The sequence below is a fragment of the Actinomadura syzygii genome (genome assembly GCF_008085905.1).
GTDB classification, from domain to species: Bacteria; Actinomycetota; Actinomycetes; order Streptosporangiales; family Streptosporangiaceae; genus Spirillospora; species Spirillospora syzygii.
Window position 1 is genome coordinate 165,267 of the sequence record NZ_VSFF01000017.1, and the last position, 25,123, is coordinate 190,389.

General features: G+C 71.9%; 26 protein-coding genes. 8 read left to right on the plus strand and 18 right to left on the minus strand.

What is annotated here, in order from left to right; all coding sequences use genetic code 11:
- Positions 1-7: 7 nt before the first annotated feature.
- Complete coding sequence (locus FXF65_RS39055) at positions 8-1,141, plus strand: DUF6745 domain-containing protein (protein ID WP_148355442.1); 1,134 nt, start codon at positions 8-10, stop codon at positions 1,139-1,141.
- 6 nt (positions 1,142-1,147) lie between these two features.
- On the opposite strand, the gene FXF65_RS39060 is transcribed toward FXF65_RS39055, so the two are convergent.
- The 12 genes from FXF65_RS39060 to FXF65_RS39115 form a co-directional block, all read right to left on the minus strand.
- Positions 1,148-1,534 (minus strand): ATP-binding protein, encoded by a 387-nt coding sequence (locus FXF65_RS39060; protein ID WP_187412766.1) that lies wholly within the window; start codon positions 1,532-1,534, stop codon positions 1,148-1,150.
- 116 nt (positions 1,535-1,650) lie between these two features.
- Positions 1,651-2,499, minus strand: a complete 849-nt coding sequence (locus FXF65_RS39065) for an STM4011 family radical SAM protein (RefSeq protein WP_148355445.1) — start codon at positions 2,497-2,499, stop codon at positions 1,651-1,653.
- Positions 2,499-3,791, minus strand: a complete 1,293-nt coding sequence (locus tag FXF65_RS39070) for an STM4012 family radical SAM protein (RefSeq protein WP_246199392.1) — start codon at positions 3,789-3,791, stop codon at positions 2,499-2,501. Before FXF65_RS39070 ends, FXF65_RS39065 begins: the two co-directional genes overlap by 1 nt.
- Positions 3,788-4,606 carry an STM4013/SEN3800 family hydrolase gene (locus FXF65_RS39075; RefSeq protein WP_148355606.1) on the minus strand — a complete coding sequence of 273 codons (819 nt, stop codon included), beginning with the start codon at positions 4,604-4,606 and terminating at the stop codon, positions 3,788-3,790. The genes FXF65_RS39070 and FXF65_RS39075 overlap by 4 nt, the downstream gene beginning before the upstream one ends.
- Before the next feature lie 5 nt (positions 4,607-4,611).
- Positions 4,612-5,685 carry an STM4014 family protein gene (locus FXF65_RS39080; RefSeq protein WP_148355449.1) on the minus strand — a complete coding sequence of 358 codons (1,074 nt, stop codon included), beginning with the start codon at positions 5,683-5,685 and terminating at the stop codon, positions 4,612-4,614.
- Between the two features lie 31 nt (positions 5,686-5,716).
- The gene (locus FXF65_RS39085) at positions 5,717-6,676 is read right to left on the minus strand and encodes an STM4015 family protein (RefSeq protein ID WP_148355451.1); all 960 of its coding nucleotides are present in this window, start codon (positions 6,674-6,676) and stop codon (positions 5,717-5,719) included.
- A gap of 70 nt (positions 6,677-6,746) precedes the next feature.
- Positions 6,747-7,562, minus strand: coding sequence for a MetQ/NlpA family ABC transporter substrate-binding protein (locus FXF65_RS39090; protein ID WP_148355453.1), 816 nt, complete (start codon positions 7,560-7,562; stop codon positions 6,747-6,749).
- A gap of 20 nt (positions 7,563-7,582) precedes the next feature.
- Positions 7,583-8,239 (minus strand): methionine ABC transporter permease, encoded by a 657-nt coding sequence (locus tag FXF65_RS39095; protein WP_148355455.1) that lies wholly within the window; start codon positions 8,237-8,239, stop codon positions 7,583-7,585.
- On the minus strand, positions 8,236-9,255 hold the full coding sequence (locus tag FXF65_RS39100; RefSeq protein WP_187412767.1) for a methionine ABC transporter ATP-binding protein: 1,020 nt from the start codon (positions 9,253-9,255) through the stop codon (positions 8,236-8,238). The genes FXF65_RS39095 and FXF65_RS39100 overlap by 4 nt, the downstream gene beginning before the upstream one ends.
- 859 nt (positions 9,256-10,114) lie before the next feature.
- Positions 10,115-11,005, minus strand: coding sequence for a DUF4097 domain-containing protein (locus FXF65_RS39105; RefSeq protein ID WP_148355457.1), 891 nt, complete (start codon positions 11,003-11,005; stop codon positions 10,115-10,117).
- Positions 11,002-11,649 carry a LuxR C-terminal-related transcriptional regulator gene (locus FXF65_RS39110; protein WP_148355459.1) on the minus strand — a complete coding sequence of 216 codons (648 nt, stop codon included), beginning with the start codon at positions 11,647-11,649 and terminating at the stop codon, positions 11,002-11,004. The genes FXF65_RS39105 and FXF65_RS39110 overlap by 4 nt, the downstream gene beginning before the upstream one ends.
- Entirely contained in the window at positions 11,637-12,902 is a 1,266-nt protein-coding gene (locus FXF65_RS39115; RefSeq protein WP_148355461.1) for a sensor histidine kinase, read from the minus strand. The genes FXF65_RS39110 and FXF65_RS39115 overlap by 13 nt, the downstream gene beginning before the upstream one ends.
- Before the next feature lie 180 nt (positions 12,903-13,082).
- Here FXF65_RS39115 and FXF65_RS39120 point away from each other — a divergent pair, with 180 nt between their 5' ends.
- The 5 genes from FXF65_RS39120 to FXF65_RS39140 all read left to right on the plus strand — a co-directional run bounded on the left by FXF65_RS39120 (position 13,083) and on the right by FXF65_RS39140 (position 16,585).
- Positions 13,083-13,637, plus strand: a complete 555-nt coding sequence (locus FXF65_RS39120) for a hypothetical protein (RefSeq protein WP_148355463.1) — start codon at positions 13,083-13,085, stop codon at positions 13,635-13,637.
- A gap of 171 nt (positions 13,638-13,808) precedes the next feature.
- Positions 13,809-14,387, plus strand: a complete 579-nt coding sequence (locus FXF65_RS39125) for a hypothetical protein (RefSeq protein WP_148355465.1) — start codon at positions 13,809-13,811, stop codon at positions 14,385-14,387.
- 39 nt (positions 14,388-14,426) lie between these two features.
- Positions 14,427-15,008 carry a TetR/AcrR family transcriptional regulator gene (locus tag FXF65_RS39130; RefSeq protein WP_148355467.1) on the plus strand — a complete coding sequence of 194 codons (582 nt, stop codon included), beginning with the start codon at positions 14,427-14,429 and terminating at the stop codon, positions 15,006-15,008.
- Between the two features lie 74 nt (positions 15,009-15,082).
- Positions 15,083-15,829, plus strand: a complete 747-nt coding sequence (locus tag FXF65_RS39135) for an SDR family NAD(P)-dependent oxidoreductase (RefSeq protein WP_148355469.1) — start codon at positions 15,083-15,085, stop codon at positions 15,827-15,829.
- Positions 15,830-15,889: 60 nt separating this feature from the next.
- Positions 15,890-16,585 carry a class I SAM-dependent methyltransferase gene (locus tag FXF65_RS39140; protein ID WP_148355471.1) on the plus strand — a complete coding sequence of 232 codons (696 nt, stop codon included), beginning with the start codon at positions 15,890-15,892 and terminating at the stop codon, positions 16,583-16,585.
- Between the two features lie 13 nt (positions 16,586-16,598).
- On the opposite strand, the gene FXF65_RS39145 is transcribed toward FXF65_RS39140, so the two are convergent.
- Positions 16,599-17,762, minus strand: a complete 1,164-nt coding sequence (locus tag FXF65_RS39145) for a lactate 2-monooxygenase (protein WP_148355473.1) — start codon at positions 17,760-17,762, stop codon at positions 16,599-16,601.
- A 146-nt stretch (positions 17,763-17,908) separates the two neighbouring features.
- On the opposite strand from FXF65_RS39145, the gene FXF65_RS39150 reads away from it, so the two are divergent.
- A complete protein-coding gene (locus tag FXF65_RS39150) occupies positions 17,909-20,395 on the plus strand; it encodes a DNA gyrase/topoisomerase IV subunit A (RefSeq protein ID WP_187412768.1) in 2,487 nt (828 codons plus the stop codon).
- Between the two features lie 38 nt (positions 20,396-20,433).
- Here FXF65_RS39150 and FXF65_RS39155 read toward each other — a convergent pair whose 3' ends face one another.
- Positions 20,434-21,366: a DUF6463 family protein gene (locus tag FXF65_RS39155; RefSeq protein ID WP_187412769.1), complete on the minus strand. Its 933-nt coding sequence runs from the start codon at positions 21,364-21,366 to the stop codon at positions 20,434-20,436.
- Positions 21,363-21,905, minus strand: a complete 543-nt coding sequence (locus FXF65_RS39160) for a TetR/AcrR family transcriptional regulator (RefSeq protein WP_222868981.1) — start codon at positions 21,903-21,905, stop codon at positions 21,363-21,365. The genes FXF65_RS39155 and FXF65_RS39160 overlap by 4 nt, the downstream gene beginning before the upstream one ends.
- Before the next feature lie 112 nt (positions 21,906-22,017).
- Here FXF65_RS39160 and FXF65_RS39165 point away from each other — a divergent pair, with 112 nt between their 5' ends.
- Positions 22,018-22,584, plus strand: coding sequence for a thioredoxin family protein (locus FXF65_RS39165; RefSeq protein WP_148355479.1), 567 nt, complete (start codon positions 22,018-22,020; stop codon positions 22,582-22,584).
- A 42-nt stretch (positions 22,585-22,626) separates the two neighbouring features.
- Here FXF65_RS39165 and FXF65_RS39170 read toward each other — a convergent pair whose 3' ends face one another.
- The 3 genes from FXF65_RS39170 to FXF65_RS39180 form a co-directional block, all read right to left on the minus strand.
- Positions 22,627-23,007, minus strand: coding sequence for a hypothetical protein (locus FXF65_RS39170; protein ID WP_148355481.1), 381 nt, complete (start codon positions 23,005-23,007; stop codon positions 22,627-22,629).
- A 73-nt stretch (positions 23,008-23,080) separates the two neighbouring features.
- The gene (locus FXF65_RS39175; protein WP_148355482.1) at positions 23,081-23,740 is read right to left on the minus strand and encodes a response regulator; all 660 of its coding nucleotides are present in this window, start codon (positions 23,738-23,740) and stop codon (positions 23,081-23,083) included.
- Positions 23,741-23,756: 16 nt separating this feature from the next.
- Complete coding sequence (locus tag FXF65_RS39180; RefSeq protein ID WP_148355484.1) at positions 23,757-24,896, minus strand: sensor histidine kinase; 1,140 nt, start codon at positions 24,894-24,896, stop codon at positions 23,757-23,759.
- Positions 24,897-25,123: the final 227 nt, after the last annotated feature.

A 25,123-nucleotide genomic window follows, 5' to 3' on the forward strand; every position in this document is an offset into this window, starting at 1 on the left:
GGACGGGATGCTCACCTCGACGGCACGTGAACCGCACTACGTGGTCGGCGACTGGCAGTCGGCCGCCTACGACACCCGTCCCGCCGACCGCGTGCGGGCCGAGGCCGGTGTCGCCGCCGCCTACGCCGCCGCCGGGCTGGCCGCGCCCGAACGGTACGTCTGGGTGCCCTCCCCCGCGCGCGGCGCGGTGGCGGCGGCGGTCGTGGCCGGGTGCGGCGGCGCGCTGCGGGCGGCGGGGCTCGGCGACCTGGTCGATCTGGCCCGCGCCGACCTCGGTGCGGTCCCGGCGGGCAGGAGCGTCCTCGCGGAGGTGCGGACCCGCCCCTGGGAGGCGGAACGCGCGGCGGCCTGCTCCGAACAGGGGCCGGAGCAGTGGCCGCGCACCTGGGCCGAGACCGGCGGGATGCTCTGGAACCAGGTGCAGGCGCTGGTCACGCGCGTGCGCGCCGCCGTGGGCGAGCACGCGCGCCGCGCCTCCTCGCCCGACCCGCGGGAGGACGAGGCCGTCGCGCTGCTGCGGGGCGCCACGCTCGACGCGGTCCTCGGCCAGCACGACGCGCCCTGGCTGGCCCTCTTCGAGACGCTCGGACGCCTCGACGGCCCCCTCGCCGGACTCGCCGAGGCGGCCCGCTCGGCGGGGTGGTGGTGGCCCTACGAGAACCTGGTGATCCTGTCGGAGCGGCCCTGCGAACTGCACCGCGACGAGCCCGGACGCCTCCACCGCGGTGACGGCCCCGCCCTCGCCTACCCGGACGGTCTCGCACTGCACGCCTGGCGCGGCATGCCGATCCCGCCCGATTTCGTCGAGTCGCTGACCGGCCTCACCCCCGACCGCATCTCGGCCGAGCAGAACGCCGAGCTGCGCCGCGTCATGCTGGAGATCTTCGGCTACGACCGCTACCTCGCCGAGACGGGCGCGCGCCCCGTGCACCGGGACGAGACGGGCGTCCTCTGGTCGATCGACCTCCCCGGCGACGAATCCGTCGTCATGGTCGAGGTGGTCAACTCCACCCCCGAACCCGACGGCACCCACCGCACCTACTACCTCCGCGTCCCGCCCGACACCCGCACCGCCCGTGCGGGCGTCGCCTGGACGTTCGGCGTAGACGAGACCGACTACCACCCCGAAAAACAAACCTGACCATCGCTAGTTGGTGTGGGTCTGGGCCCAGGTGACCTTGCCTGCTCTGGTGGGGTGGCAGCCCCAGGAGTGGGAGAGGGCGCCGACCAGCATCAGGCCCCGGCCGCTCTCCGCCTGGAGGTCCGTGGTAGGCACGGCGGGGACGTCCGGGTTGTCGTCCCAGACCTCCACCATCGCGGTCGTGGCGTCGGGCAGGGAGAGGACGACCGTGATCGCCTTCGCGTACCGGATCGCGTTGGTGACGAGTTCGCTGGTGATGAGTTCGAGGTCGCCGTCGACGTCCTCCCGGTCCCACCCCTCCATCACGGCGCGCACCGTGTCGCGCGCCGCGCGCACCGCCACCTCGGCGGGCGCGAGCGCGAGGACGAAATGGGGGTGTTGTAAATGGTCCACAAGTCCGCCTAGGTTCACCGCCGATGCCAGGGTCCGCCTTACCCCGCAGTCGCCCATGGCATTCCGCCCCCTTGCCAGGATGGGCGCTACCTGCACGGATCGGCTCTACGGGACGGTCACGAGAAAAGCACCGGAATGCGTTCGAGGACGCCTCCCGCGAACGTGTCGTAAAGGCCGAGCGGCTCCAGGTGGACATAACCGATGTGGCAGTCGCAGACATCGAGGGGGCATGGGCGCGGAGCCAGCGCGTCCAGTGCCGATCCGTCGTAGAGGTTTCCCAGCACGGCCGGGACGAAATGGCAGCGCCGGACGGTTCCGTCGCCGTCCACGGACACGACTGTGTCGCCCGTCCGGCAGGCGAGGCCGCGGCTCGGGTGCGGGCGGCGGCTCACGGGGAACAGCGGGTCGATCGCGGTCCACTGGTCGGCCTCGGCGTCGTCGTAGGCGCGGCCCTCGGCGGCGTTGACCCACAGGTAGGTGCCGGAGGGCAGGTCGGCGCGGAGGCGGCGGGCCGCGTCGAGATGGTCGGGCTGCCCGACGATCCCGACGCTGAACCGCACGCCGCGTCCCGCCAACTCCTGGCACTTGCCGAGGAACCGGTCGTAGGGCACCTGGCCGGGGTGGTAGGTCGCCCAGAGCGCGAGCCGGGCGAGGTCGGCCTCGGACGTCCACGAGACGCGGTGGCTGAGATTGGTCTGGATCGCCACGCGCTCGACGTGGGGCAGGTGGCTCAACTCGACCAGGGCGCGCCGATACCAGGAGCGGACGAGCCCCTCGCCCCACGGCGTGAACAGGACGGAAATGCGAAAACTCTGTCCCGAGACCCATTCCGTGAACCGTTCGAGGGCCGCACGGTCGGCGTGGAGTTGCTCCGTCGAGTCGCGGCGCTTGGCGAACGGACAGTAGGGGCAGTCGTAGTCGCAACTGGCCAATGGGCCCCGGTAGAGGATCGTCAGGTGCTCCATTACCGCACCTCGTAGGACTTCATCCGCGCCCGGACGTGCGGTGAGAACAATGCGGGCCCGATGGCGTCGGAGTAGGCGAGCCCTTCGGGGGTGAGGCGCAGAACCTCGCCGGTCGTCTCCAGCCATCCCCGGTCGTCGAATGAACGTAGTTCGGCGGAAAAGTGGTCGTGCGGATCTGCGTCGAAGCGCGATCGGTAGAGGCCGAGGTCGAGCCCGCTCACCTGGAGGAGCGACTGGATTAGATGGCGGCGGCGCCGTTCGTCGTCGTCCAGTTCAAAGCCGACGTGGGCGAAGCCGAAATCCTTCTCTGCCACGTATTCGTCGATGATTGAACGCACCAGCCTTGTTTCCACCGCGTATTCGAACGAGTAGTGCAGGCGGGACGTGTACGAGCGGGCTCCGCAGCCGAGGCCGACCATGCCGTCCGTCTGGCAGCAGTATTCCGTCCCGTTGGCGGTGGCTCCGGGGAGGCGGAACATCCGCATCGACACCTGCTCGTAGCCTTCGGCCAGGAGGTGGTCGCGGCCGATTCGGTAGAGGGTGAGGCGCTGGTCGTCCCATTCTCGGGTGCGATGTTCAAGCCCTGTCTTGGGGCGGACGTAGAGGGGATACAGGTAGATCTCCTCTGGCCGCCAGGCGAGTGCCGCGTCCAGGGAATGCGTCCACGTCCCGGGCGTCTGGCCGTCGATGCCGTAAATGAGGTCGATGTTGAGGGTCGGGAAACCGACTGCGCGAATCCGGTCAAGGGCGGCTTCGACTTCCGCGCGTTTCTGCGGACGGACGGCCGCCCGCGCCTCATCGTCCAGGAAGGACTGGACGCCGATGGAAATACGGCTCGTCCCGCGATCGGCGAGGACGGTCAGCCGGTCGGTGGTGGCGGTGGCCGGTGACGTCTCAACGCCCAGCGGAATCGCGCCGAATCCCGGGAACCGTCCGGCGATGTCGCAGAGCCGTTCCAGCTCGGGCGCAGTGAGAAAGGTCGGCGTGCCGCCGCCGAAGGCCGCCGTCTCGAACGCCGCGTCGCGGCCCTGCGCACCCAGCGCGTCCAGGACGGCGGTGGCCTGCCGGTCGAGCGCGTCCAGGTAGGCCCTGGTCAGCTCTTCGGGAGCACCCGTGCGGGTGAACAGATTGCAGAAGCCGCACCGCATTTCACAGAAGGGCACGTGGAGGTAGAGGAAGAGGGTGTCGAGGGGCTCGTCCGCCCACACGTCGCGCAGCGGAAGCAACGGCTCCAGCGGACGGTAGGCGGTCTTGTGCGGATAGGCGTACACATACGCCTCGTAGGGATTCACGGCAGAACGAACTCCCCGTATGGAACTGTCCAGATGACCTCATGGCCGAAACGGTGGCCGGTGTGACCGTCCTCGCCGTACGCCGTTCCGTGGTCGGAGCAGACGATGACGAAGCAGGGGCGGCGCATCAGCGCGAACAACCGGCCGATATGGGCGTCGACGTGGCGGAGCGCGGCGGCATGGCTGGCTCGCGTGTCCCCCTTCGAGCGCGCCTCCTCTTTCGAGCGCGCGGCGTCGTCCAGGTAGAACCAGTTCGGCTGGTGCAGGGACGCGACGTTCAGCAGCAGGAAAAGGCGGCGTTCGGCGGGCAGCCTCGCTACGATTTCGGCGACGCGGTCGATCTGGTTGGGCAGCGCTTCCGGGTCGGTCACGCCGAATTCGCGTTCCCAATGGCTCTCGGCGAACAACGACGGAAGCGCGCGTCCCAGTGGCGTCAACTTGTTGAAGAACCCGACACCGCCGACGCAGACCGTGTGGTACCCGGCGGTGGCCAGCCCGGACGGCAGGTCGGCAGCATCGAACGTCCACGTGCCGGATGCGGTCGTCTCGCTGCCCGGGAACGTTCCGGCGAAGAGCCGGGGGTGTGACCCGGGGGACGCGGGCGTCGGCAGGAATCCGGCCAGCATCGCGGCATGCGCGGCGTAGGTGAAACTGCCCGGCGTGTGGCGGCGTTCCCAACGCCCGCCAGGGAGAAGCCCGGTCAGATTCGGTGTCTGACCCGACTCGGCCAACTCCTCGGCCACGTCGTACCGGAGCGTGTCGAGCGTTATCAGCAGCAGGTCGTGGGTGCCGATGATGCGGTTCATGTCGTGCATGCGGTTCACGCCATACACGCGAAGGACGACGCGGCTCGAACCTGGGCGGCGTAGGTGTCGAGCCCTTCCGCCGGGCCGCCGGGGAAACCGGTCAGCCCCGGAAGCAGGTCGCCGAACGCGTTGACCTCGCCGACCTCCATGTGGCGCATGCCCTGACCGATGAGCAGGTCGACTCCCACCATCAGGCTGCCGGGGAAACAGGCGGCTGCCCGCGCGCACACGTCCATTGCCCGTCGCCACCCCGCCTCACCCAACGCGCTTTGCACAGCGGAGACATCTCCCCTGGTTCCACCCAAATGAAGGTTCGTCATCGGATGACGGCTGGTGCGGACGACCGCGTGCGTGGGTTCGGCGTCAATGACGACCACACGCAGGTCGAACACGCGCCCGCCGACCGTGGCCTTGGGCAGCCACCGCTCGACGTGCAGGCCGTCCGGGGCGAGCGCGTCGATGAGCGCGGCGACCTCGTCCTCGGTCTGGTAGGTGCGGACGCGCAGCGAGTTGACCAACCGGTCGCCCGCCATCAGGGCCGACGTGACCGCCCTGACTCGTCCCGGCGCGGTCTGCACGGCCACGACCCCCGAGGCCGACGAACCGTGCGCGGGCTTGACGAACACGCGCCGCAGCCCCGCCTCGGACATCCGGGCGCGGAGCGCCGCGTAGCCGTCCACCTGCGGCAACGCGAGCGGGACGGGCACCCCGGCGGCCCGCAGCCGCGCGTGCGTCGCCCGCTTGTCGAACATGACCCCGATCTCGTCGACGTCGCCGAGCAGGCGGGCCCCGGACGCCGACGCCGCCACGGACAGCCGCCGCAGCGCGGCCGTGAACGTCCGGTGCCAGCGCGCGCCGCCGCCCACCCGGGTGGGCGCACCCGGACCGCGCAGCAGCGCGTCGGCCTCGGCGTCCTCTCCCGGCGAGTCGACGCGGAGCAGGTCGCCGGGAGCAAGGACGATCTCGGCCCCGCGCAGCACGTCCGTCCAGGGAATGAGCCGGGGTTCGGGCAGCCCGGCCGACCGGCAGGCCGCCGCGAACAGCGCGGGACGCCGGTCGCCGGGCGTGCCGACGACGGCGAACGTCATCCCGCGCCCACGGGACGGCGCCGCAGGCCGATCATTCGGACACCGCGATGTACTGCCACTCGCCGTCCGGCTTCTCCTGGTCGTCGAGGTCGACGTCGACGCCGGGCAGCGCGATCCGCACCCGCTCCACCATGGCGTCCGAAAGGAAGTGGTGGTGCAGGTCGAGCTTCCGCAGATGGGTGAGCGGCTGGCCGGACAGCAGCGCCTCGGCGCCCTGGTCGGTGAGGATGCCCATCGCGAGGCTCAGCGACTCCAGCCGCGCGACGATCGGCGCGCCCGCGACGGCGGCGGCGATCTCGTCCTGGATCTCGCTGTCCTCCAGGCCGAGGTGGCGCAGGGCGGGGAAGCGCTCGCCGCCGAGGAACGGCGCGAGGTCGGCGGTGGTCGCGTCGCCGCCGTAGTTCCCCTCGCCGAGCCACAGGTCGAGGTGCTCCAGGTTCGGCAGGTCGCTCGCGCCCACGGCGCGGACGACGGTCGCCGGGAGCCCGCCCGACTCGAACCGCAGCGTCGTCAGCCTCTCGCTCCGGATCGGGTCGAGCGACAGGCCCTGCGAGCCGCGGACCTCGAACCGCTCCAGGCCGGGGAACGCGGTGAACAGCGGCGAGATGTCGGAGTGCTCGATCCAGGAGATCTCCGACTCCTCACCGGTGATGTCGCCCAGGAAGAGCGACCGCAGCTTCGGGAAGGACGGGGCGGCCTCCGCCAGCAGGGCGGCCGGGTCGGCGACGTTGTCGTCGTAGGACGCGCCCCAGTAGCCGATGACGAGCGCGGTGACCTCGGTGGTGTCGACCGTGGTCAGGAAGCGCTGGAAGACGTCCGCGAAGGGCTCGTCGTCGAAGAACGTCCCGACGTGCCAGGCGGCCTCGGCGGCGGCCGGGAGGTCGTCGGCCTTCGCGGAGCCGGTGCCGGATTCGTCGTCCGACCCCGGCTCCGCGTTGAATATGGCCACCGGCAGCCCGGCGAACTCCTCAAGATGCTGATAAACGCCCATGGGTCCCCTTCATGCGATCGTGGAACCATGTCCTATCAGGAGCCGAGGACAGAACGCCGCGCTTTCCGGATCAAGAGGCGATCAGCACCGACCCCTTGTACTTGTCCTCGACGAACTTCTTGACCTCGGGGCCCTGCAGCAGCTTGACGAGCTTCTTCACGCGCTCGTCGTCCTTGTTCTCCGGCAGGGTGACGACGCCGTTCGCGTACGGGTTGCCCTCGGGCTTCTCCGCGGCGAGCGCGTCCTTGTTCGGCGCGAGGCCCGCCTCGATCGCGTAGTTGCCGTTGATCACCGAGAGATCGACGTCCTCCAGGGAGCGGGGCAGCTGCGCGGCCTTCAGCGGCTTGAACTTCAGGCCCTTCGGGTTGCTCGTGATGTCGCGCTCGGTCGCGCTGGCGGGCGCGTCCGGCTTCAGCGTGATCAGCCCGTTCGCGGCGAGGAGCTTCAGCGAGCGCCCCTCGTTCGCCGGGTCGTTCGGGACGGCGACGGTCGCGCCCTTCGGGACGTCCTGCAGGCTCTTCAGCTTCTTGGAGTAGACGCCGAGCGGCTCCAGGTGGACGGGCGCGACGAACGACAGCTTCTTCCCGGACTTCTTCTCGAACTCCTCCATGAACGGCACGTGCTGGAAGTAGTTGGCCGTGACCTGCTTCTCCGTCAGCGCGGTGTTCGGCTGCTGGTAGTCGCTGAACGTCACGATCTCGATCTTGAGGCCCTCCTTGGCGGCCAGATTGTCCTTGACGTAGGACAGGATGTCGCCGTGCGGGACGGGGTTGACCGCGACCTTCAGCGGCGCGTCCGGATCGTCCGACGCCGCCGAGGAGCCGCAGGCGGTCAGCCCCGCGAGGAGACCGACGGAGGCCAGTGCGACTGTGATCTTGCGAAGCACGACAGGTGCCCTTCTCTTGGTTAGCGGTGGGTCAGCCGGCGGGACACGAGGTCCCCCGCCGCCTGGATGACCAGGACGATGACGATGAGCAGCGCGACGGTGGCGACCATGACCTTGGTCTCGAAGCGCTCGTAGCCGTAGACGACGGCGAGGTTGCCGAGCCCGCCGCCGCCGACCGTGCCGGCCATGGCGGTGTAGCCGATCAGCGCGATCACGGTGACGGTCAGCCCGGACACCAGGCCGGGGCGCGCCTCGCGCAGCATGACCTTGCCGACGATCTCGCGGCGGGTGGCGCCCATCGCGTCCGCCGCGGCGATGACGCCCGGGTCGACCTCGCGCAGCGCGATCTCGACGAGCCGCGCGTAGAACGGGATGGCGCCGACGGTCAGCGGGACGATCGCGGCCGCGTTCCCGATGCTGGTGCCGACGACCGTCCGGGTGAACGGGATGATCGCCACCATCAGGATCAGGAACGGCAGCGACCGCCCGATGTTGACGACCACGCCGAGCGCCCGGTTGACCGGGGGTGCGGGCAGCAGCCCGCCGCGCTCGGTGATCACGAGCAGCACGCCGAACAGCAGCCCGAGGACGGCGGTGAACAGCGTCGCGACGCCCGTCATGTAGAGGGTGTCGACCGTGGCGGGCCACAGCAGCGGCATGACCTCGTCCCAGCTCATCGGACGTCCTCCTCGGGGGTTCGGAGTTCCACGGGCGTTCGGAGTTCCACGGAGAGCCCGGCCTCGCGGAGGAAGGCGAGCTGGGCGGCGTTCATGGACGGGTCGCCGGGCAGTTCGAGGCGGAGGCGTCCGACGCGCTCGCCGCCGACCGTCTCGACGGCGCCGCCGAGGATGTTGACGTCCACCGAGTACTTGCGGGCCAGCGCCGACACGAACGGCTCGTCGGTGGCGCCGCCGGTGAACGTGACCTCGACCAGGGTGGTGCCGGGGCGCGGTTCGGCGGGCGGCAGCGGGAACAGGCCGTGCGCGAGTTCCGATCCGGGGCGGGCGAGCAGCCCGGTCACCGGCCCCGACTCGGTGATCCAGCCGTCCCGCATGACGGCGGCCGAGTCGCAGATGCTCTTGACCACGCCCATCTCGTGCGTGATCAGCAGGATCGTGAGGCCGAGCCGCCGGTTGAGGTCGCGGAGCAGTTCGAGGATCGACGCGGTCGTCTCCGGGTCGAGCGCGGACGTCGCCTCGTCCGACAGGAGCACCTTCGGACGTCCGGCGAGCGCGCGGGCGATGCCGACGCGCTGCTTCTGCCCGCCGGAGATCTGCGCCGGGTACGCCTTCGCGTGGTCGGTGAGCCCGACGAGGTCCAGGAGTTCGGCGACCCGGCGGGCGCGCTCGCCGCGCGGCACGCCCATGACCTCCAGCGGGAACGCGACGTTCCCGGCGACCGTCCGGCTGCCGAGCAGGCCGAAGTGCTGGTGGATCATGCCGATGCCCTGCCGGGCCTTCCGCAGCCGCCCGCCGCGGAGGGCGAGCAGGTCCCGGCCGTCCACGACGACCCGCCCGGAGTCCGGACGTTCCAGCAGGTTGACGCAGCGCAACAGGGTGCTCTTCCCGGCGCCGCTGCGACCGAGCACACCGAAGACCTCACCCTCGGCGACGGTCAGGTCGACGCCGTCGACGGCGGTCACCTCGCGGCCGCGACCGCGATAGACCTTTCTGAGTTTTTCGATCTGAATCACAGGAAACCAGTTCATCGGGGTCGCCGGATGGGCGGCGACGGCGGGCGGGAGCGGACGGCCACACGCTGGATGCGAACGACCAAGGAGGCGGATCACCTCGCGATGGGCGACCGGTCGCGGCGAAGGCGACGGACGCGAACCGCGATTCGCGACACCCCCGGCCACACGATTCGCACCGCGATGCGGACCGCACTGGCAGCACGACCGCAGTGCGCCACAGACCGCGATCCCAGCGCGGAGCGCGATCCCGCTGGACCGGGACGCGACGCTGACCGCAGTCTCAAGCCTGGGACGCGACGCGACGCCGACCGCGATTCAGCCTGGACCGCAGCGCGACGCCGACCGCGAGCCCTACCTGGACCGCGATGCGATGCCGAGCGCGGTCCCAACGTGGACCGCGACGCGGCGGCGACTGCGATCACGGCGTGGCCGCGATGCGGTGCCGACCGCTAGCGCGGATGCGACGCGGAAGGCGGAGGCGTTGCTGCGCGTGAAGCTGGGCGCGGCTTGGCCGGGTGGGAGTTGGTCAGGAGCGGCCCGGCGGGTAGGGGGCGTGGGCCAGGAGGTGACGTTGGATGTTCATGACGGCTCGTGTGTCGGGGACTCGCTCGCTTCGGGGCGCGAGGCTCAGGCGGCAGGGGCCCTCAGCGGTCACACATTCGACGACAGCGCGCACGGCGAGCGGACCGCGCGGCCGACATGGTCGGCGGGCGGTGCTCAGGGAACGGGCGCACGAAGGTCACGTCAGCAGTAAACCGCCTCGACACCAATGACGCAAACCTTGGCGGTGTTGCCTCCACCACAACGTTGCCTCCCCACAGCGTTGCCTTCCCACAGGCACGTCCTGGAGAAGGTGTCGTTAGTCGTCGCGGTAGTCGATGTAGCTCGAGCCCGAGTTGTTCTGGACGGAGATCCGGCGCGGTGAGGCGTCGTCCACCACGGCGGGGTTGAGGTGGGCGGAGCCGGAGCCCGTCCAGCCGAGGACCTGGTACTGCGACCCCGGCGGGACGAGCACCTTCGCCGACCCCGAGTGGACGATGGCCGTCACCAGGTCGGGCGGCTCGGCGAAGCGCAGGTCGAGCGACCCGGACGACGCCTCCGCCACCACCTTGGGCGAGGCGAGCCCGGTCGCGCTGATCTCCCCGGAGCGGGCCTGGAGGCGGAGCCGTCCGCGCACGTCCGCGACCTGGAGCTCGCCCGAGCCGGTGCGCAGGTCGAGGTCCCCGGCCAGTCCGCGCACCACGACGCGTCCGGAGCCCGTCACGGCCGACACCCGCACCCCGGGCGGGACCCGGACGTCGACGTCCGCCCCGCACTCGCGCCCGATGACCGGGCCGACCCGTGAGCAGCGGAAGGTGATGAACAGCACGTCCTCCACCAGCGACTCGGTGACGGCCGGCTTGTGGAGGCCCCAGGTGAGGCGCTGGTAGACGCGGGCCTCGCCCTCGGCCCCCGGCCCGACGGAGACCTCGGCGTCGTCCATGTCGAGCCGCAGCTCCTTGATCGCGACGTGGTAGGGCGTGACGCTCTCCGCCGTCTGCCGGACGGCCCGTCCGAACGCGTACAGGCCCGCCGGGGCGATCACGACCAGCGCCGTCACGACGGCGAGGAAGATCCATACGCCGCGCCGCCGGGGCCTCAGCTCCCCCTCCCCGTCCCGCGCTCGCCCCGCCTCTCGGTCCCGCTCCGCCTCCGGGTCCCGTCCCGCCTCGCGGTCCGGCTCCGAGAGGGGCGTGGGCGTGCCGGTCATGATTCGCCGTCCAGGAAGCGCAGGACGGCGAGCACCCGCCGATGGTCCCCTTCGGCGTGCGGCAGGTCGAGCTTGGCGAAGATGTTGTTGATGTGCTTGGCGACCGCGCTCTCGCTGACCACCAGCGCGGCGGCGATCCCGGCGTTGGAGCGTCCCTCGGCCATCAGCGCGAGGACCTCGCGCTCGCGCGGGGTGAGCCGGTCGAGCGGGTCGCGGTGGCGGCGGAGCAGGAGCTGCGCGACGACCTCCGGGTCGAGGGCGGTGCCGCCGGACGCGACGCGGCGCAGCGCGTCCAGGAAGACGGAGACGTCGGCGACCCGGTCCTTGAGCAGGTAGCCGATGCCGCTGGTGCTGGTGGAGAGCAGGTCCGCCGCGTACCGCTCCTCGACGTACTGGGACAGCAGCAGCACCGCCACCTCGGGCGACTCGCGCCGCATGACGAGCGCCGCGCGGACGCCCTCGTCGGTGAAGCCGGGCGGCATCCGGACGTCCACGATCGCCGCGTCCGGCCGGTGCTCGCGCACCGCCGCGAGCAGCCCCTCGGCCTCCCCGACGGCCGCCGCGACCTCGAACCCCGAGGTCTCCAGCAGCTTGATCAGCCCGGCCCGGAGCAGCACCGAGTCCTCGGCGATCACAACGCGCACGGCAACTCCACGGTGACGGTCGTCGGGCCCCCGGCGGGGCTGGCGATACGGAACGTACCGTCCACGGACCGGACGCGCCGCGCGAGCCCGGTGAGGCCCGTCCCGGCGGACGGGTCGGCGCCGCCCACGCCGTCGTCGGAGACGCGCACCCGCAGCGTGTCGCCGCGGCGGAGCACGGCGACGTCCACCTCGTTCGCCCGCGCGTGCTTGACCACGTTGGTGAGCGCCTCCGACACGACGAAGTACGCGACCGCCTCCACCGTGGACGACGCGCGCGGCTCCGCCTCGACCCTGAGCCGGACCGGCAGCGGCACCCGCGCGGCGATGCCCGACAGTGCGGCGTCCAGGCCCCGGTCCTCAAGGACGGCCGGATGCAGCCCGCGGATCAGCGTGCGCAGCTCGCTGAGCGCCTCCTTCGCCTCCTCGTGCGCCTCGACGATCACCCGCATGGCGTCGTCCGGCACCCCGGCGAGGGTCTCGCGGGCGAGGCCGAGGTTCAGCGCGAGGGCAACGAGCCGCTGCTGCGCCCCGTCGTGCAGGTCGCGCTCGATGCGGCGGCGCTCGATGTCGGCGGCGTCGACGACGCTGGCGCGCTTCTCGGCGAGGTCGTCGACGCGCCGCTGCAACTCCTTCGCACGGTCGGGGCCGAGCAGGGACGCGACGGCGCGGGCGTCCACCCGGCGAACGGCCGCCGCCACCCAGGGCGCCGCGGCCAGGAGCAGCACGCCGATCGCGGTCAGCAGGACGACGCGCCGCGGATGCTCGGCCAGGTCGGGGCCGCCGGGAGGCAGCGCCCACGCGTACAGGCCCGACACGGCGAAGACCAGCCCGCCCGCCCAGGCGGCGATGACGGCGAGACCTCCGACCGCGAGGAACGGCCCCACGACCAGGTGATACTGCAGGACGCGCCACAGCTCGGGCGAGCGCAGGTCGCGCAGGGCGTCCCACGGGCGGCCGTCCTCGAAGCCGGGCATGCGCGGGACGCGCAGGCCGAGCAGCGCCCAGCAGCGCTCCCGCTGCCAGGACGTCAGCGGCCGGAGCGCCAGCAGCAGGAGCATCACCGACGCGCCGGTGAGGACGAGCACGGGCAGGACCTTGACCGGCGTCCAGGCCGTCCAGAGGGCGCCGACGATCAGCCATCCGGCGGACTGGAGCGGCACCCCGGAGGCGACGAACGCGGTGTCCCGCCACGCCGCGGACGACCACGGTGCGTGTGCGCGCGCACGCCGCGTCGCCGCGGAGATGGATGCCATGGCGCAACCGTAGGGGCGACGCCCGCGGGGTCGCCATGGCCCAGGCTCCAGGGCGGATGGTGAACCTAGTGCCACCCCAAGTCGGATAGCCGCGCTACCGACCGCGACCCGCCGGAAGGCGAGGCTTGGACTCGAATCGATCAACGTCTCGGATCGATCGCTACCTCCAGGGGGTTCGCCATGGTCGCCGGTACCGCGCCGCCGCTCACGCCACGTCCGCCGCGTTCCGCGCGTCCCGCGCCCGCGCGTCCGGCCCTTCCCGCGCGAAAGCGGGCCGTGCCCGTTCGGGCGCGGCGGTCGCGCGGACGGTGGCTGGGCTGGGCCTTCATCGGGGGCGCGGCGGCCATGGCCCCCTGGATCTGGGGCCTCGCGCGGTCGATGCCGTCGACGGCCGTCGTCCCGAACTGGTCGACGGCCTGGGTCGGGCTCGACCTGATGGAAGCGGCGGCGCTGCTCGGCACGGGCCTGCTACTCGTCCGCCGCGACGAGCGGTACCGGACGGTCGCCGCCGTCGCCGCGACGCTGCTGGTCACCGACGCCTGGCTCGATGTGACGACCGCCACGCCGGGCGCCCACCGCGCGTTCTCGGTCGCGCTCGCCGTCGGAGCCGAACTGCCGATCGCGATCTTGTGCGCGGCCCTCGCGCTGCGGGCGTTCACGCCTGGTGAGGCGGCGGACGGCGGGCCGGTGAAGGACGAATGGCGGGCCGCTGACGGGAGCGCGCCCGGCAGGTGAAACCAGACGATCCGGACCTCTAGAGTGTGTGCGACGCCGGGCCCTTCCGCGGGAGGGCCTTTCGCCTTTCGACCCGCCTTCCCACCCGCCTTCCCACCCCAGGTCGATCCACGGCGTCCACCCCGCCTGCCACGGCGTCCACCCGGCCCGCACGATCCAGAGGTCCCCGACATGAACCATCACGAGGTGCGCGAGGAGTGCCTGCGCCTCCTCCGGGACGGCCTGCCCGACCCGGCGCCCGCCGCCTTCGACGACGGCCGGGGCTTCCTTCCGCTGGGGCTCGACATGGACGGCGACGTCGCCGTCGTCACGCTCCTCCACAACCTGGGCGACCCCGCGTCCGGACCGGGCGCGTTCATCGAGGGCTTCACGTTCCACCGCCGCGACGGCGAGTGGATGGAGCTCGGCGGCGGGGGCGGCTCGGCCCCCGACGACGCGCTCGCGCGCCGCTCGTCCGGCGAGATGGGGCGGCACCTGCTGAAGTACGGGTCCGGTCGGACGGTCCGCAACGCCGGACGCCTCCTGCCGTGGGGCGCGAAATGGGTGAACGAGGCGCGGCTGCGCGCGTCGGCCGAGGTCGCCCGGATCCGGGTCGGCACGCGGCTGATGGACGTCCCCGAGCACGGCCACGTCGCCGTCGTGTGGGGCTCGCGGCAGGGCCCGGTCGTCGAGGCGCTCGCCGCCGACGGCTCGGTGCTGGACACGCTGGACCTCGGGCGGCAGGCCGTCCCGGCGCGCATGTCCGGCTGATATTTGACCGATCGTTCTTGATATGCGATCGTCCTGCCCATGGCACGGACGAAGGAGTTCGACCCGGACGCGGCGCTCCACCGCGCCCTGGAGCTGTTCTGGGAGCGCGGCTACGAGGCGACGTCCATGGCCGACCTCGTCGAGCACCTCGGAGTCGCCCGCGCCAGCGTCTACGCGACCTTCGGCGGCAAGCACGAGCTGTATCTGAAGGCGCTGGAGCGCTACCTGGAGACGACCGACCCGGCGATCGCGGAGGCGTTGTCGCAGCCGGGGCCCGTCCTGCCCGCGATCAGGCGGCTGATCGAGCGGTACGGCGAAGAGTCGGCCCGCGACCGGCCAAGGCACGGCTGCTTCGTGGTCAACTCGGCCGTGGAGCTGGCCGCCCGCGACCCGGACGCCGCGCGCCTCGTCGAGGCGAGCTGGAACTTCCTTGAGGCGTCCCTCACCTCGGCGCTGACCCGCGCCAGGGCCCAGGGCGAGCTGCCGCCCGACCGCGATCCGCGCGCGCTGGCCCGGTTCCTGGTCGTCTTCTTCCAGGGCGTCCGCGTGCTGGGGCGCGTCCCCGCCGACGACGGCCGCCTCCGGGACGCCACGCGCCAGGCCGCCGCCCTCCTCGACTGACCCCTTCCCCCGCCCGGACGGGGGTTCCTCCTGCCCTTATTCGAGAATGATCGATCTAATTTAGGAGTCGACCAATGACGAGCCTCGACGGCCGCGTCGCCCTGATCACCGGCGGCGCGGGCGGCATCGGCCGCGCCATCGCGCACGCGCTCGCCCGCGCGGGCGCCACCGTCGTCCTCGCCGGACGCGACGCCGACGCGCTCGCCGCCGCGGTCAAGGAGATCGGCGGGGCCGACCACGTCGTCGCCGACGTGACCGACCCGGCCGCCGCCGCCCGCATGGTCGAAACCGTCGTCGCCCGGCACGGCGGCCTGCACGTCGCGGTCAACAACGCCGGTGTATTCGGCGCGGCCGGGCCCGTCGCCGACGTCGACGAGGCGGCCTGGGACACCGTCCTCGCCGTCAACCTGACCGGCGTGTTCCTGTCGATGAAGCACGAGATCGCCCACATGCGCGGGCACGGCGGCGGGACGATCGTGAACGTCTCGTCCAACATCGGCGCGCACGGGCGGCGTCCGGGGCTCGCCGCGTACGCCGCGTCGAAGGCGGCGGTCAGCGTCCTCACCCGGACGGCCGCGCTCGACCACATCGCCGACGGCGTCCGGATCAACGCGGTCAGCCCCGGCCCGACCGACACGCCGATGTCGCTGCTGCCCGGCGAGACTCCGGCCGAACGGGAAGAGCGGATGCTGACGGCCACCCCGTCCGGCCGGGTGTCGGACACCGCCGAGGTCGCCGACGCGGTCCTCTGGCTCGCCTCGGACGCGTCCCGCAACGTCGTCGGGCACGACCTGGTCATCGACGGCGGCGTCACCGCCTGACGCGCCGCGTCCCGGGCGCGCGCGGCTTTTCGCGGCGGCCGCGCCGGGCAGACTCAGGGCATGGCCCGCGCACCCGAGCACGACTCCGCCACCGAGTCCTTCCGCCTCGCCGCCAGCGTCGTCAGGAAGTACCTGATCGGGGCGCGGAGCCTGCACGACCACATCGCCGCGAAGCTGCTGAACGACGGGCCGTCCCGGGTGCTCGACATCGGCTGCGGGGAGGGCGCGCTCAGCGACGCCCTCCCCGACCCGCCGCCGTTCCGGCTCGTGGGGCTGGACTCGTCCGCCGACCTGCTGCGCGCCCACCGGCGTCCGCGCGTCCGGGCCGACGCGCTGCGGCTCCCCTTCCGCGACGGGGCGTTCGGCGCCGCCGTCGCCGTGAACCTGCTCCACCACCTGGACGATCCCGGCCGCGCCCTGCGGGAGGCGCGCCGCGTCCTCGCGCCGGGCGGCGTCCTGCTCGTCACCGCCGTCTGCCGGACCGACAGCCCGGAGCTGGCGCCGGTGTGGCGGCCCGAGCCGTCCGGGTTCGACGCCGAGGAGGCCCCGGCCCGCGTCTGCGAGGTCTTCGACGAGGTCGAGGTGGAGCGGTGGGACGCGCCGCTGCTCACGCTGCCCGACCACGACGCCGTCCGCGACTACCTGGTGGCCCGGCGCGTCCCCCGGCCGGAGGCCGCGGAGGCGGCGCGGCGCCTGCGCACCCCGCTGCCGGTCACGAAGCGCGGCAGCCTGGTCGTCGCCCGCCGCGCCTTCTGAGACCCGGCACGGGTCACCCGCGCACGAGAAGCTCTGGGGCCAGCTCGTCCGGACGCGAATTTCCTGAGAGCGCCAACGTCAGTTCCAGTTCGGCTTGGATGCAGCGTAGGACGTGCTGCACTCCCGCCTGTCCCGCGAGGGCCAGCCCATAGGCGTACGGACGCGCGACCAACACGGCCTTGGCTCCGAGCGCGAGCGCCTTCGCGACGTCCGATCCCGTGCGGACGCCACTGTCGAAGAGGACCGTCGCCTGGTCGCGGACGGCGTCGACCACGCCGGGCAGGGCGTCCAGGGAGGCGACGGCACCGTCCACCTGGCGTCCGCCGTGGTTGGAGACGATGACGCCGTCCATGCCCGCGTCGACGGCCTGGCGGGCGTCGTCCGGGTGCTGGACGCCTTTGAGCGCGATGGGGCCGTCCCAGTGCTCGCGCAGGAAGATGAGGTCGTCCCAAGTCAGGCTCGGGTTCCCGAACGTGGCGACCCAGTGCAGGATCGCCTGGTCGCGGTTGGCGTCGGTGATAGGCCCGCCGACCATCCCCTGGAACACCGGGTCGCTGAAATAGTTCGCGACGCCCACGCCGCGCAGGAACGGCAGGTACGCCTGGTCGAGGTCGCGCGGACGCCACGCAAGCGTGAACGTGTCGAGCGTGACGACAAGAGCCGTGTACCCAGCCGCTTTAGCCCGTTCCAGAAGGCTCACGGCCAGATCCTGGTTCTTCGGCCAGTACAGCTGGAACCAGCGCGGCCCGTCGCCGTTCGCCTGGGCCACGTCCTCGATGCTGTAGGACGACGCCGTGCTCAGCACCACCGGCACGCCCGCCTCAGCCGCAGCCCGCGCGACGGCCAACTCCCCATCGGGATGGACGATCGACAACACTCCAATAGGCCCGAGCACCACCGGAGACGGCATCTCAGTGCCCAGCACCTCCACGGACAGGTCGCGGTGGGACACGTCCCTCAGCATCCTCGGCACGATCCGCCACCGGTCGAACGCCGCCCGGTTGGCCCGCGCCGTCGCCTCGCTGCCCGCCGACCCCGCGACGTACCCGAACGCCCGCGCCGACAGCGCCCGCTCGGCAAGGCCCTCCAGCTTCGTCAGGTCCGTCGGAAGCGGCGGGACGACGTCGCCGAGCCCCTGCAGATAGATCGAGTTCTGGAAGTCGGCCAGCGCGCTCAAGGGAACCTCCGCCTGCGGGAACGAAACCGTCCTGCCTCATTGAACACTTCCGCGAAGGTGACGGATCGACACCGATCTTCGCGGGAGGATGCCCGAACCGGTGGGGCGGGCCGAAGATGTCCGTGGGACCGGCCACAATGTGGGGCATGGCACGACGCGGATCCCAGGCCCCTCCCCCGCCGGACTTCGAGGAGAACATCGTCGACGTCGACGTCTCCGAGGAGATGCGCGGCAGCTACCTCGAATACGCCTACTCGGTGATCTACCAGCGGGCGCTCCCCAACGCCCGCGACGGGCTGAAGCCCGTCCAGCGGCGGATCCTCTACTCGATGAACGAGATGGGGCTGCGCCCCGACCGCGGGCACGTCAAGTGCGCCCGCGTGGTCGGCGAGGTGATGGGCAAGCTGCATCCGCACGGCGACAGCGCCATCTACGACGCGCTGGTCCGGATGGCGCAGCCGTGGGCGATGCGGATGCCGCTCGTCGACGGGCACGGCAACTTCGGCTCGCTCGGCGGCGACGACATGCCCGCCGCCATGCGCTACACCGAGGCCCGGATGACCCGCGCCGCGATGCTCATGGTCGACTCCATCGACGAGGACACCGTCGACTTCCGGCCGAACTACGACGGCCAGGAGACCGAGCCCGAGGTGCTCCCCGCCGCGTTCCCGAACCTGCTGGTCAACGGCGCGTCCGGGATCGCGGTCGGGATGGCCACGAACATGGCGCCGCACAACCTCGGCGAGGTCGTCGCCGCGGCCCGGCACCTGATCGACCACCCGGACGCCACGCTCGAAGACCTGATGCGCTTCGTCCCCGGCCCCGACCTGCCCACCGGCGGCAAGATCGTCGGGCTGGACGGCATCCGCGACGCCTACGCCTCCGGACGCGGCACCTTCCGCACCCGCGCCACCACGTCCATCGAGAACGTCACGCCCCGCCGCAAGGGCATCATCGTCAGCGAGCTGCCGTACGCGGTCGGCCCGGAGCGCGTCAAGGGCAAGATCAAGGAACTGGTCAACGCCAAGAAGATCCAGGGCATCGCCGACCTGAAGGACCTCACCGACCGCACCGTCGGCCTCCGCCTGGTCATCGAGATCAAGAACGGCTTCAACCCGGAGGCCGTCCTCGCCGACCTCTACCGGCTGACGCCGATGGAGGAGACGTTCGGCATCAACAACGTAGCGCTCGTCGACGGCCAGCCCCGCACGCTCGGGCTGCGCGAGATGCTGCAGGTCTACGTCGACCACCGCATCGAGGTCGTCCGGCGCCGCTCGATGTTCCGGCGCAAGAAGCGCGAGGACCGCCTCCACCTCGTGGACGGCCTGCTCGTCGCGCTGCTGAACATCGACGAGGTCATCCAGGTCATCCGGCAGAGCGACGACGCCGCGCAGGCCAAGGCGCGGCTGATGGAGATCTTCGACCTCTCCGACATCCAGGCCCAGTACATCCTCGACACGCCGCTGCGCCGCCTCACCCGCTACGACCGGCTCGAACTGGAGAAGGAGAAGGAGCAGCTCGCCAAGGAGATCGCGCAGCTGACCGCGATCCTGGAGTCGGAGCGCAAGCTCCGCGGCGTCGTGTCGAAGGAGCTCGGGGACGTCGCCAAGGAGTTCGCCACCCCGCGCCGGACGATCCTCCTCGAGTCGTCCGGGCACACGGCGGCGGAGGCCGTCCCGCTGGAGGTGGCCGACGACCCCTGCACCGTCCTGCTCTCCTCGACCGGGCTCATGGCCCGCACGCACGGTCCGGGCCCGCTGCCCGACAGCGGCCCCCGCTCCGCGCACGACGTGCTGACCTCGGTCGTCCCGGCGACGGCGCGCGGCCAGGTCGGCGCCGTCACCTCGCTCGGCCGGATGATCCGCATCGACGTCCTCGACCTGCCGACGCTGCCGCCGTCGGCGACGCCGCCGTCCCTCGCGGGCGGCGCCCCGGTCACCGAGTACGTCGACCTGGAGCCGGACGAGACGATCGTGGGCCTCGCCGCCGCGGGCGAGGAGGGCGGCGGGCTCGCCCTCGGCACCGCGCAGGGCGTGGTCAAACGGGTCGTCCCGGACTTCCCGGCCAACCGCGACGAGTTCGAGGTGATCGGGCTCAAGGAGGGCGACCGGGTGATCGGCGCCGTCCAGTTGCTCTCCGAGGAGCAGCACCTCGTGTTCATCACCTCTGACGCGCAACTGCTGCACTTCGCGGCGTCGCTCGTCCGTCCGCAGGGGCGGGCGGCCGGGGGGATGGCGGGCATCAAGCTGGGCGCGGGCGCGCGGGTCCTGTGGTTCGGGGCGATCGACCCGTCCCGGGAGGCGCGCGTGATCACGATCTCCGGTTCGTCGTCGGCGCTGCCCGGCACCCAGACCGGGGCGATCAAGCTCGCCGACTTCGCCGACTTCCCGTCCAAGGGACGCGCGACCGGCGGCGTCCGCGCGCACCGCTTCCTCAAGGGCGAGGACGTCCTGCTCCAAGCGTGGGCGGCCCCCACGCCGCTGCGTGCCGCCGCGGCCGGTGGCAGGCCCGCGATGCTGAACGTCACCATGGGCCGCCGGGACGGCTCCGGCGAACCGCTCGACAGCCCGCTGACCTCCATCAGCGGCCCTCTGGGCCCGCCGCCTCCGGACGAGCCCGAACCCGCGGAGTAACACGAAAGTCCCGGCGCCCTGCGGCGCCGGGACTTTCCTCATTGGGTCGGAGCGGGCTTGCCGTGCTCCAAAGTTCTGGACGGTTCGACTGCGGAATGGTCACGGCGCGCCGCCCACAGCGCGAGCCCGCCGAGGGGCAGAAGGGCCCAAGCGCCGGAGACGGGTTCCAAGACGCAGACCGGAATGGCGGACGACAACAGAATCCAACCGGTCTCGGGCGGCATCTTTCCTGTGGCGATCACGGACCGGCGGATGAGGACCGCGAGCCCGCCGAGGGCGATTCCGCCGAGCATGAACCACAGGCTCGACCGTCGGGCGTCGTCATCGCTCGCGACCGTGTTCCACAACCCCTCTGACACGATGCCGCCCCACCGCGTCCGGTCGCTGACCAGCCCGATCGCGACGTGACCGGCGGCGATCGTGAACAGCGACCGCGGAACCCACCGATCGACTCCCCTCTGTTTCGCGACGGACGAACCGCGTGCCCCCGCCCTCGCCATCCCCGCGACGATCAAATGATGGAACGGACGGATGATGCCGAAATAGACGGGTCCCGTCCAGCGGTGGTATTTGACGACGGTCGCCAACTCGAACCGCGCACGGCCGTCCGCCGCGGGCTCGGTGGCCACCACCAGCCAGCCCGACAGGTGATTGTCCTTCGCTTCGAGGACGACGAACCGGTTCTCGGCGGCCTCTTTGACCGTGAAGAACGAGACGCGGCCACCGGGCGCGAACGACAGTTCCTCCGGACGCTGCACCGCCCGAATCGGAATATCAGGTTCACGCAAACGCAGAATCCTGGCCAGCACTCCCCTGGCGCGAAAAAGCCCGCGCATCCAGGTCGGATTCCGTCCCATCGCCCCGGCGACGAACTCCCGCAGGCTCACCTCCGACTCGGCTTCGCGGACGTCGACGTGGTCGGCGTCCGCCAGCAGCTCCCGCAGTTCGGGGACGCGGTCGATGATCCTCACGATGCGGCCTCCCTGCCGTCCAGGAGCGGGAAGAGCAACTGGTAGAGGCCGCGCATTTCCTCGCCTTGCAGCGGAGGCATCACATGCGCGCCGCCGATCACCACGAGATAGATGAGCGTGGCCATGCGCTCCGGGGCGGCGTGCCCGAGCCCCTCGCACAGTTCCCGCAGGTACGCGATCCGCGCCGCGTCCACCCGCTCCTGCATGGCCGCCGCCTCGGAGTCCTGCTTCGCCCAGGCCCGCATGGCGACCCCGAGATCGGCCCCGGCGCCGTCGACGGCCACCCCCGCGAGCCGCCCCAGCTTCGCCCGCGCCGAGAGGTCGCCGGCGCCCTCCACCCGCTCGATGATCGCCGCGGTGTGCCGCTCCTCGTAGTGCGCGAGCAGTCTCGTCCGGAACTTCGGCATCGACCCGAAGTGATGGTAGAAGGCCCCCTTGGACATCCCCATCCGCTCGCACATCCGATCCAAGGTCACCGCCGGCGCCCCCTGCTCCGCCAGCAGCACCAGCCCCTCGTCCAGCCAATCCTCGCTACTCACCCAGACCTCCATACCAAACCTTTTGGTATGGAGCCTAGCAGCCGCCGGCTCGGATGACAGACGCGGATCCGATCTTCGGGTCGGAGGGGTGCCGGTGGGTGATGATGGGGGGATGGCGATCGCATCGTTCATGGTGCCGCTCGGGTCTCCGGTTCCGGCGTTCAGGCTTCCGTCCGTTGAGGGCGGGACCGTGTCGGACGAGGACTTTCCGCAGGCGGCCGCTCTGCTGGTCATCTTCATGTCCAACCACTGCCCCTACGTGCGGCGGGTCGAGGCGGGGATCGGCGCCCTCGCCGCGGAGTACGCCGCCGAGGGCCTCGCCACCGTCGCCGTGTGCAGCAACGACGTGGTGAACCACCCCGACGACGGCCCCGAGCATCTGCGCGAGCAGGCCGAGCGCGCCGGGTTCGACTTCCCGTACCTGGTGGACGAGTCGCAGGACGCGGCGAAGGCGTTCAAGGCCGCCTGCACCCCAGACTTCTTCCTCTACGACCGGGAGCGCCGCCTCGCCTACCGGGGCGAGTTCGACGGCGCGCGGCCGAGCAACGACGTCCCGGCCGACGGGGCATCGCTGCGGGCCGCGCTCGACCTCGTGCTGGCCGGAAAGGGCGTCCCCGAGCCGCACACGCCGAGCCTCGGCTGCGGCATCAAATGGAAACCCGGAAACGACCCGGTGTAATTACGCCGTTTGCACCACACCGGGCGAACCACACCGGCTGAATTACGCCGGGGTCGTCTCGCCCCTGCGCGGACGCGGGAACGTTCCGATCTCCGTCCGCCCGGAGCGCAGCCCGCGCTCGGCGCAGGCAGCCAGCGCTTCGAGCAGGTCGGGCGGGCCCCCGGACGGGTCGTCGTAATGCCAGAAGCGGATGATCCGCTCCCCCTCCGCACCCGGGTCGAACCGGCCGTCGCGGAAACAGCCCGCGACGATCAGGCGGACGATGACGCGCTCGGCGTCGTCCAGCTGCGCCACGTAGGACGCCGCGTCGATCAGGCCGATGGCGGCGCGGGCGTTGCGGTCGTCGCGGTGGGAGTCGGGACGGTTGATCCGCCACTGCGCGTACGGGCGCAGGTAGTCCGCGATCATGCAGGTTCTGAGCACGGTCCCATGCTGGGCGCGTCCGGACGGGCGGGAACGCGCTTTGACCGAGCTCTTGCCGCCCGCTGACCGATGATCATCCGGCGAGGCCGTGCTTGAACGCGTAGGTGACGGCCTGCGCCCGGTCGCGGAGGTTCGCCTTGGCGAACAGGTTGTTGATGTGCGTCTTCACCGTCGCCTCGGAGATGAACAGGTCACCGGCGATCTCGGCGTTGGAGCGTCCCCGGGCGATCAGCGCGAGCACCTCGGCCTCGCGGCGGGTGAGCCCGTCCGGCAGCCCGCCCGGGGCGGGACGGCGCGGACGCTCCTCGGTCGCGACCGCCTCGACCAGCCGACGCTGCACAGCCGGGTCGAGCTGCGCCGCTCCCCCGCGCACGGCGGCGATCGCGCGGGCGATCTCGTCGGCGCCCGCGTCCTTGGTGAGGTAGCCGCGAGCACCGGCGCGCAGCGCGGCGAAGATCGACTCGTCGTCGGCGTAGGTGGTGAGGACGACGACCTCCACGTCGGGATGGTTCTGCTTGATCCGGCGGGTGGCCTCCACGCCGTCCACCCGGGGCATCCGCAGGTCCATCAGGACGACGTCGGGCTCCAGTTCGGCGACCAGCGCGACGGCCTGCTCGCCGTCCCCGCACGACCCGGCGACGTCGAGGCCGGGCAGCAGTTCCAGCAGGAGGACCAGGCCCTCGCGCACCACGGTCTGGTCGTCGACGACCAGGATTCTCGTCTTCTCGCTCACCGCGTCCAGTCTCCCGTCACACCGGCACCTTGAGGGACACCCGGAACCCCTTGCCGTCGGGGCCCGTGATCAGCGTCCCGTCGATCAGCTCGGCGCGTTCGCGCATGCCGACCAGGCCGTAGCCGCCGCCGTCCAGTTCGATGACGGACTCCGTGGCGCCGCTGTCCGTCACTTCGAGTTCGACCCTGTCGCCGAGGTAGCGCAGGGCGACATGTGCGCGCGCGCCCGGAGCGTGTTTGCGGACGTTCGTCAGCGCCTCCTGCGCGGTCCGCACGACCGTGAGCCCGGCCTGCGCGGGCAGCTCGCGCGGGACGCCCGTCACCTCCACGTCGCACGGGCGGCCCGTGCTGGCGTAGAACTCCTCCGCGAGTTCGGCGATCGCGTCCTTGGGCTCCGGTATCTCGCCGCGCAGGGTGGCCAGCGCGCGCTTGGTCTCCTCCAGGCCGGAGCGGGCGAGGTTGCCCGCCCTCTCGACCCGGTCCAGGGCCTGGACGCGGTCGCCGTCCCGGGCCAGCAGCAGCCGCGCCCCCTCCAGGTGGACGATCTGCGCCGACAGCGAATGCGCGAGGATGTCGTGGATCTCCCGGGCGATGTGCGACCGCTCGGCGAGCACGGCGTTCGCGGCCTCCGCGCGCCTCGTCGCCTCCCGCGCGGCGGCGCCCTGGCTGCTCGCCACCGCGCCCAGGGTCACGCCCAGGAACGCGACCAGCAGCCCGAAGTCGGCGCCGTGGTCGCGGTACACCTCGCCGAGGATGCCGAGCCCCGCGATGGTCAGGGCGCTCGTCGCGATGCCCCACGGCAGCGGAAGCCGGGTGAACAGCGCCCAGAGCGCGATCATCGGGACGATGAAGGAGCCGCCGAACTCGGGGTCGAGCCCGTAGAACGCCAGCGAGGTCGCCAGGGCCGCGACCAGCAGGACGATCGACGCCGTGCGCCACCGGCCGTCCCGCCGGTGGTCCGCGCGCGCTCCGGCGGCGAGCAGGGCGATCATGACGACGTTGATGGCGACGACGCCGAGGCCGAACCCGTGCAGCGCCGGCGGCTGGTCGGAGCGGGCCAGCCCGCGCAGGTACGCGAACGCGCCCCAGGTCAGCAGGATCACCACGAGGACCCGCGAGATGGCCCGCTCCTTGGGCCTCGGGATGCCGCAGTTCACGCTATGACGCTAACCGCTGCGGGGCGGTGCGCCGTCCGTTCCCCGACGGGAGGCCGCCCGGCGGGGCCGTCCCGGCGGAGACGGACGATCACCGTGTGCCCTGCGTGCCCTGCGTGCCCTGCCTGCCCGGTGCGCCCGTCCACGCACCGCGACACGGTGCGGGCGGGGCGCGTGTTGCCCAGCGCGTTCATGCGTCCGACGCTAGAGAACGCGGGCGGCGTGCGGAT

Excerpts from the sequence above, each read along its gene's own strand:
- FXF65_RS39055 (WP_148355442.1), top strand. The coding sequence starts at position 8 with ATGCTCACCTCGACGGCACGTGAACCGCACTACGTGGTCGGCGACTGG.
- FXF65_RS39065 (WP_148355445.1), bottom strand. The coding sequence starts at position 2,499 with ATGGAGCACCTGACGATCCTCTACCGGGGCCCATTGGCCAGTTGCGAC.
- FXF65_RS39075 (WP_148355606.1), bottom strand. The coding sequence starts at position 4,606 with ATGCACGACATGAACCGCATCATCGGCACCCACGACCTGCTGCTGATA.
- FXF65_RS39080 (WP_148355449.1), bottom strand. The coding sequence starts at position 5,685 with ATGACGTTCGCCGTCGTCGGCACGCCCGGCGACCGGCGTCCCGCGCTG.
- FXF65_RS39085 (WP_148355451.1), bottom strand. The coding sequence starts at position 6,676 with ATGGGCGTTTATCAGCATCTTGAGGAGTTCGCCGGGCTGCCGGTGGCC.
- FXF65_RS39095 (WP_148355455.1), bottom strand. The coding sequence starts at position 8,239 with ATGAGCTGGGACGAGGTCATGCCGCTGCTGTGGCCCGCCACGGTCGAC.
- FXF65_RS39105 (WP_148355457.1), bottom strand. The coding sequence starts at position 11,005 with ATGACCGGCACGCCCACGCCCCTCTCGGAGCCGGACCGCGAGGCGGGA.
- FXF65_RS39115 (WP_148355461.1), bottom strand. The coding sequence starts at position 12,902 with ATGGCATCCATCTCCGCGGCGACGCGGCGTGCGCGCGCACACGCACCG.
- FXF65_RS39120 (WP_148355463.1), top strand. The coding sequence starts at position 13,083 with ATGGTCGCCGGTACCGCGCCGCCGCTCACGCCACGTCCGCCGCGTTCC.
- FXF65_RS39125 (WP_148355465.1), top strand. The coding sequence starts at position 13,809 with ATGAACCATCACGAGGTGCGCGAGGAGTGCCTGCGCCTCCTCCGGGAC.
- FXF65_RS39130 (WP_148355467.1), top strand. The coding sequence starts at position 14,427 with ATGGCACGGACGAAGGAGTTCGACCCGGACGCGGCGCTCCACCGCGCC.
- FXF65_RS39135 (WP_148355469.1), top strand. The coding sequence starts at position 15,083 with ATGACGAGCCTCGACGGCCGCGTCGCCCTGATCACCGGCGGCGCGGGC.
- FXF65_RS39140 (WP_148355471.1), top strand. The coding sequence starts at position 15,890 with ATGGCCCGCGCACCCGAGCACGACTCCGCCACCGAGTCCTTCCGCCTC.
- FXF65_RS39150 (WP_187412768.1), top strand. The coding sequence starts at position 17,909 with ATGGCACGACGCGGATCCCAGGCCCCTCCCCCGCCGGACTTCGAGGAG.
- FXF65_RS39165 (WP_148355479.1), top strand. The coding sequence starts at position 22,018 with ATGGCGATCGCATCGTTCATGGTGCCGCTCGGGTCTCCGGTTCCGGCG.